Annotated in this window: 7 protein-coding genes and 1 tRNA gene; 4 read left to right on the forward strand and 4 right to left on the reverse strand. The window is 71.2% G+C overall.

Annotated features, from left to right (window positions below; translation table 11 throughout):
- Window positions 1-159 precede the first annotated feature (159 nt).
- Window positions 160-594, forward strand: a complete 435-nt coding sequence (locus ACRDSQ_RS32885) for a hypothetical protein (RefSeq protein WP_431426579.1) — start codon at window positions 160-162, stop codon at window positions 592-594.
- A gap of 58 nt (window positions 595-652) precedes the next feature.
- Here ACRDSQ_RS32885 and ACRDSQ_RS32890 read toward each other — a convergent pair.
- The 4 genes from ACRDSQ_RS32890 to ACRDSQ_RS32905 form a co-directional block, all read right to left on the reverse strand.
- Window positions 653-740: transfer RNA gene (locus tag ACRDSQ_RS32890), tRNA-Ser, on the reverse strand.
- Window positions 741-847: 107 nt separating this feature from the next.
- Window positions 848-1,057, reverse strand: coding sequence for a CsbD family protein (locus ACRDSQ_RS32895; protein ID WP_431426581.1), 210 nt, complete (start codon window positions 1,055-1,057; stop codon window positions 848-850).
- A gap of 93 nt (window positions 1,058-1,150) precedes the next feature.
- Window positions 1,151-1,588: a nucleoside deaminase gene (locus ACRDSQ_RS32900; protein ID WP_431426590.1), complete on the reverse strand. Its 438-nt coding sequence runs from the start codon at window positions 1,586-1,588 to the stop codon at window positions 1,151-1,153.
- Between the two features lie 14 nt (window positions 1,589-1,602).
- Window positions 1,603-2,088, reverse strand: a complete 486-nt coding sequence (locus ACRDSQ_RS32905) for a tRNA adenosine deaminase-associated protein (protein ID WP_431426583.1) — start codon at window positions 2,086-2,088, stop codon at window positions 1,603-1,605.
- 77 nt (window positions 2,089-2,165) lie between these two features.
- Between ACRDSQ_RS32905 and ACRDSQ_RS32910 the strand changes: the two genes are divergently transcribed.
- The 3 genes from ACRDSQ_RS32910 to ACRDSQ_RS32920 are packed head-to-tail and all read left to right on the forward strand — an operon-like array spanning window position 2,166 to window position 6,404.
- Complete coding sequence (locus ACRDSQ_RS32910) at window positions 2,166-3,380, forward strand: M20 metallopeptidase family protein (RefSeq protein ID WP_431426585.1); 1,215 nt, start codon at window positions 2,166-2,168, stop codon at window positions 3,378-3,380.
- Between the two features lie 39 nt (window positions 3,381-3,419).
- Window positions 3,420-4,391 carry a prephenate dehydrogenase gene (locus ACRDSQ_RS32915; RefSeq protein WP_431426587.1) on the forward strand — a complete coding sequence of 324 codons (972 nt, stop codon included), beginning with the start codon at window positions 3,420-3,422 and terminating at the stop codon, window positions 4,389-4,391.
- 57 nt (window positions 4,392-4,448) lie between these two features.
- Complete coding sequence (locus ACRDSQ_RS32920; protein ID WP_431426589.1) at window positions 4,449-6,404, forward strand: hypothetical protein; 1,956 nt, start codon at window positions 4,449-4,451, stop codon at window positions 6,402-6,404.
- Window positions 6,405-6,427: the final 23 nt, after the last annotated feature.

Consider the following 6,427-nt stretch of genomic DNA (forward strand, 5'->3'; position numbering starts at 1 on the left):
ACTCTGGCTGCACGTTCCGGGCGGCGGTCGCGTCGTGGCCACGATGGCGAACCCGCTCTGCGCCGGGGCGTTCTTCGCCGCGCTCACCGCGTTCGTGATCGTCGCCGGTGGCGCGCGCGAGGAGGACAAGGATCCGCCTGCGGGCAAGGGGCAGGACCAGTGAGCGGGTTTCGGACGGTGATCGCCGCGTCGCTGGGCGCAGTGGCGGCAGGCGCGGCCGCCACTGCGATAGCCGGGGCCTTCGCCGTTGACGGCGCGGGTGCGTCACTGCGCGTCGATGGCGGCGTGCTGCAGGTCTTCGTCTTCGACGGGCCGACGGCGGGACCCATGAAGACCGGTGTGCCTTCGACGGTTCCGCCGCGCACTCCGAAAAGCGCAGACAAGCCGCCGGAGTCGATTCCACCGGCCCAGGCCACCACGACGAGGCGCCCACCCGGAGCGACCGGCACACCGCGGACGCCCGCGTTCACCTGGTCAACCACGAGCACCGAGCCGGATCAGCAGCCCGGTGAAGACAACCAGAGCGACACCCCCGAGGATGGACACACCACCACCGAGAGCGAGAACCCGACCCAGACGCCGGAGCCAGGATAGACAGCCGAAACGCCGGTTTCCTCACAACGAGGGAACCGGCGTTTCGGCTGTTCAACGGCGGTAGCGGTGGGATTTGAACCCACGGACGGGGGATACCCGTCACGCGCTTTCGAGGCGCGCTCCTTCGGCCGCTCGGACACGCCACCGCGAAAGAGATTACCGAACGCCGTGCGACCCTCGTCAGCGGGTGTGCCCAAACGTGGCGAGTCCGCCGTCGATCGGGCCGACGGCGGACTCGCAAGACGTGCGGAGGTCAGTTGCCCCGCAGCTTGTCCTTGGCGTCCTCGAAGGCCGAGCCTGCCTTGTCGCGCAGGTCGTGGCCGGCCTCCTTGATGCTGCCCTCGGCCTGGTCGGCCTTACCCGAGGCTTCGAGGTCTTCGTTGTCGGTGTGGTGGCCGAGCTTCTCCTTGGCCTGGCCGAGAGCCTGCTCGGCCTTGTCCTTGGCCTTGTCGAAAACACTCATCGGACATTCCTCCCTGTCCGAGGGCTGATCCGCCCTCAGTCAAGGGGTGTCCCGCTTTCGGCCCAATCCCACATCAATGTGACGCGGGTCACGTCATCGTCGGGAGGCGAAGAAAGCCTCCAGCAACTCAGCGCACTCGGTCTCCAGAACGCCGCCTGTGACCTCGGGACGGTGCGTGAGCCTGCGGTCGCGCACGACGTCCCAGAGGGAGCCGACGGCGCCGGTCTTGGGTTCCCATGCCCCGAAAATCACCCGTTCGATACGCGCCAGGACGAGGGCCCCTGCGCACATGGTGCACGGCTCGACCGTCACCGCGAGCGTGCACCCGGCGAGCCGCCAGCCGTCGCCGAGAGCCGCCGCGGCCGCGCGGAGCGCCAGGATCTCGGCGTGCGCTGTCGGGTCGCCGAGGGCTTCACGGGCGTTGCACGCCGAAGCCAAGACCTTGCCGTCCGGGTCGAAGACCACCGCGCCGATAGGGATGTCACCCGTCGCTTCGGCCTCGCGGGCGGCGACGATCGCCGCCCGGACCATGTCGACCTCGGGAATCACTGCAGGATGGTGTCGAGGTGCTTCGCGTACTCGTCGGCGAAGCCCAGACGCTGGGCGATCATCTGCAGCTGCTCGTCCGGGTACAGGTCGATCTCGTCGATGATCACCTGCATCTCCGCGGCGGGCAGGCCGAGGTCGGCGAGGATGTCGAGCGACCCCTCCGGCCACACCTCGTCCTCGTCCTCCGGCGGGTCGACCCGCAGCAGGTCGAGCGCGTCGGCGGCGATGTCGTAGTCCAGCGCGGCGGCGGCGTCCGACAGCAGCAGCGACACGCCGCCGGGGCTGGGGCGCAGCAGCAGGAAGAACTCGTCGTCGATGGCCAGGAGACCGAACACCGCGCCCGTCGACCGCGCCTTGCGCAGCTCGGTTATCGCCGCGTCCAACTCGCGCAGCGACGATGCGTCCATCGGGTCGCAACGCCATTTGCCGTCCTCACGGACGACCGTCACTCCGAAGCCCGTTACCGGCTCCTGCTCCGACATGCCCACACCGTATTCCGCTAAGAGGTCACCCGGAAGAAGCAGTCCCCCTAACTGGGGGTCGATGACACTATCGAGAGATGAATATGCCGCACGACTCGAGGTTCAGCGGCCTTTTCCAAGCCGCCCACGCGCTGCAGCCCAAAACGGTCTCCCTGCGCAGGCAGCTCCACAAGCACCCCGAACAGGGACTCTTGCTGCCGAAAACGCAAGCGGCAGTGTTGCACGCGCTGGAGGGTCTTGACCTCAAGATCGTGAAAGGAAACGCCGTCGGTTCGGTCGTGGCGGTGCTCCGCGGCGCCCGTCCGGGTCCCACGGTGCTCCTTCGTGGCGACATGGACGCGCTCCCGCTGACCGAGGACACCGGTCTGGAGTACGCCTCGACCGAGCCCGGGACCATGCACGCCTGCGGCCACGACACCCACACCGCGATGCTCGCCTCCGCCGCACGACTGCTCCACAGCCGCCGCGACGACCTGGCGGGCCAGGTCGTGTTCATGTTCCAGCCGGGCGAGGAGGGCCACCACGGCGCCCGGTTCATGCTCGACGAGGGCCTGCTCGACGTAGCGGGCCCGCCGGTCGAGCAGGCCCTCGCCCTGCACATCACGTCCAAGGAACTCTCGGGCGTGATCCGGTGCAGACCGGGCCCGATCATGGCGGGCGCCGACTCGTTCCACGTCAAGGTCACCGGCCGCGGCGGCCACGCCTCGATGCCCGCGGACGCGCTCGACCCCATCCCGGCCGCCGCGGCGATGGTCGGCGCGTTGCAGACCGCGGTGACCAGGCGCATCAGCGTGTTCGAGCCCGCCGTGGTCACGGTCGCGCACATCACCGCCGGGACCACGACCAACATCATCCCGGAGACCGCGCTGCTGGAGGGGACGCTGCGCACGCTGTCCGACCAGACCCGCAAGACGATGGTCGAGGAGATCGTCCGCGTCTGCGAACACGTCGGCGCCGCGCACGGCTGCACGGTCGAAGCGTGGGTGAAGCCGGGCTACCCGGTGACGGTCAACGACGGCGACGTGGCCGACCGTGTCATCGCGCTGGCCGCCGAAGTGCTCGGACCGCGCTACTCGGCTGTCCTGCCCAACCCGCTGATGGGTGCCGAGGACTTCTCCTACGTCCTGCGGGAGGTCCCGGGCGCGATGGCCTTCCTCGGCGCCTGCCCGCCCGACACCGAACCGGCCGACGCGGCGCCCAACCACTCCAACCGCGTCCACTTCGACGAAGCCGCGCTCGCCCACGGCGTGGCGGTCTACGCCGCCTTCGCGCTGGACGCGTTGTCGGGGTAGGCGTGTCCTGTGGATCATGGGCTAAGGCAGGATGACCCGATGCGATCGGTGTGCGTGATCGGGTTGGGTCTCATCGGCGGTTCGGTTCTCCGGTCCGCGGCAGCAGCAGGCAGAACGGTGTGGGGTGCCACCGGTTCGACCGCCGACTCGGAGGCCGCGGCCGCCGACGGCTTCACCGTCGGCTCGGTCACCGAAGCCCTCAAGCGCGCTGCCGACGAGGACGCACTGGTCGTGCTCGCGGTCCCGCTTCCCGCCGTCGACCAGGTCCTGCGCCAAGTCGGCGACCTGGCCCCGCACTGCCTGCTCACCGACGTCGTCAGCGTCAAGGGACCGGTCGCCGACGCGGTCGCCCGGCACGCGCCGGAAACCCGGTTCGCGGGCGGGCACCCGATGGCCGGGACCTCGGCGTCGGGCTGGTCGGCGAGCTCCGCCGACCTGTTCCGCGGCGCCGCGTGGGTCGTCGTCGCCGATGACGACACCGACCTGGCGGCCTGGCGGGCCGCCGCCGACCTCGCCATCGACTGCGGCGCCCACGTCGTCCCGGTCACCGCCGACGAGCACGACGCGGCGGTCGCCCGGATCTCGCACCTGCCGCACGTGCTGGCCGCGGTCCTCGCCTCGTGCGGCGCCGACGGCGGCCCACTGGCCCTCGCGCTCGCCGCCGGGTCCTTCGGCGACGGCACCCGGGTGATGGGGTCGCGCCCGGAGCTGGTCCTGGCGATGTGCGAGGGAAACCGCCCCGCCCTGCTGGCCGCGGTCGACGACGCCCTCGGCAAGCTCGGCGCCGCGCGCGGGGCACTCGCCTCCACCGGGTCGCTCGGAGCCACCATCCGCGCCGGTCACAGCGGTCGCGCGAAGCTGACCGAACTGCGGGCGGCGGGCACCGCACGGGTCATGGTCGACCTCGCCGACCGCGACGTGATCGACGAGTTGCAGCTGATCGGCGCCCAAGGCGGCCGGGTGGTGGCTTTCGAGAACGACTTGGCGGTCGCGGAAATACCCGGCGACTGAGATATCGGCTCGGCAACGAAAGGTGAGCTGTCACCTGAACGGTCATACGTTGACCGGGTGGATCTCCAAGAACCGGCCTTACCCAAGCGCCGCACACCGCACCGGGTCGCGATAGTCGCGGGCGTCCTGGCGGTGATCGGCGCGGCCATCGCGCTCCTGCGCACGCCGGAACCGGTCGATTCGGGTCCACGCCCCGTGCCACCCCCGCAGACGACGGTCAAAGAGTTCGCCGCGGACGGCATAGTCCTTCCCGCACCCGGCAATCCGCCCGCCCAGCCCGCGAGCCTGAGCGTGATACCCGGCCCGCAGCGGTTGCTTATCGCGTGGGGACCCGACCGCACCGGGAAACCGGAGCCGGAGCGGGCGGCCGGATATGAGATCCGCTGGGGACGCGACGGCACCATCGATAACGTCCGGCTCCTCGCCCAGCCGGTCGCCCAACTCGACGCTCTGGAAAACGGCACGTCCTATCAAATCGAAGTCCGCACCATCGACTCATTCGGCAGGCGTTCCCTCCCCGCGATCATCAGCGCGACACCCAAGGCCCCGGAGAACGAACCCGCGTGGTCCTTCTTCGACCGGTTCAGCTCACGCGTCGTCCCCGAGCCGCAGCGCTGGCGGCTGAGCGGAACGTCGGACTGCGGCCGCGCGACCCGGGGCGAAGGCAGCGACGGCAAGCGGATGGTGATCAGCGGCCAGTGCGGCACCGAGCCACTGGTCCTTCGGCCGCGGGCCCCGTTCAAGCTCGACGAGAACCCGGTCGACGGCGAGGTGGGCCGCGTCGTGGTGGAGACCGACCACCCAGGGCAGGCAGGCGAGCTGATGATCGACCTGGTCCCCGGCCCGGCCGACCTCGTCGGCGGTCCGTCCGCCCGCTCCGCCGAGGACCCGACGCTGCCCCCGGGCACGATCCGCGTCGGCGTCACCGGGGAAGCAACCTCGGGCGCCGAGATCCGGGCGGCCCCCGGCATGACCCGCAGTGGCGTCACCGCCGACCTCAGCCCGATGGCTCCCGCCGAGATCGGCGTCACCGTCCGCTGGGAGGTCGTGGTCCGCACCGACGGTGTCCGGCTTGTGCGGGACGGCAAGGTCGTCGCGGCGAACGACGCCGTCGTGGGCTGGCGGGAGGCGACCGTCCTGGTCGGGTTCATCGGAGGTCCCTCGGGCCTGCGCGCGGCGGTCGACCTGATCGGGTTCCTGGGCGCGCCGACAGCGGTCCCCGTCCTGGTGGTGCCGCCGGTCCTGGACACCGGCCGGTCCGTCGTGGAAGCCGGATCGGGCCTGGTCACACCATCGGGCGGAGCGCGCGTCCAAGGTGCTACCGGCGGGCAGCTGCGCGTCACGCTGGTGCCGACGAACCGGGCGCCGACCGAAGACCAGTTCACCGTCGAAGTCGGCGGTCGCGAGTTCCCGGCGAGACCCGCCGTCGCCGGTCAGGTCCCGGCCCGCGGTGTCCGGTACCCGATCGTCGCCGATGTGCCCGCCGACGCGCTCGTCCTGCGCGGGGACGGCAAGACGCTGCCGATCCGGGTGCGCGGCCCGGTCCGGCGTGGCGAGGGCGCGGCCCGCGTGGTCAGCACGTCGATGGAACTGAACGCCCCACCGGGGGCGGTGTCCGCGGTCAGCGGGTCGGGTACCGACGTCCCGCTCGCCCTGACCAGGCTCGCGCTGGCCCGGCCCAGTGCGCGATTCCTCGACGCGGCAGGGCAGGTGATCGGCCAGGACTCGCCGGTCCCGCGGGGGCGGTTGGTGCTGGAGGTGACGGCCGACGGACCCGGTGGGCAGCGGCTCGGCGGCGAACTGGCAGGCCTGGCCGGGATCGAGGTGCGGCTCGACGACCAGCGGATCGCCGGCATCCCCACGGTCGCCGACGGCCCCGGCACGGCGGGTGTGTGGCGGTTGGCCGTGGACACCACGGGCATGTCGGCGGGTCAGCACATGATCGAGATCAAGGCGATCGGCGTGGACCCGCGCGCCGCGTTCGCGGTGGCCTACGCGCCGTTCCGGGTTTAGGTCGTGTCCTGTAAGTCCGGTGC

Origin of the sequence: Actinokineospora sp., from assembly GCF_050699995.1 — a bacterium.
In the GTDB taxonomy this organism is placed as follows: Bacteria; Actinomycetota; Actinomycetes; order Mycobacteriales; family Pseudonocardiaceae; genus Actinokineospora.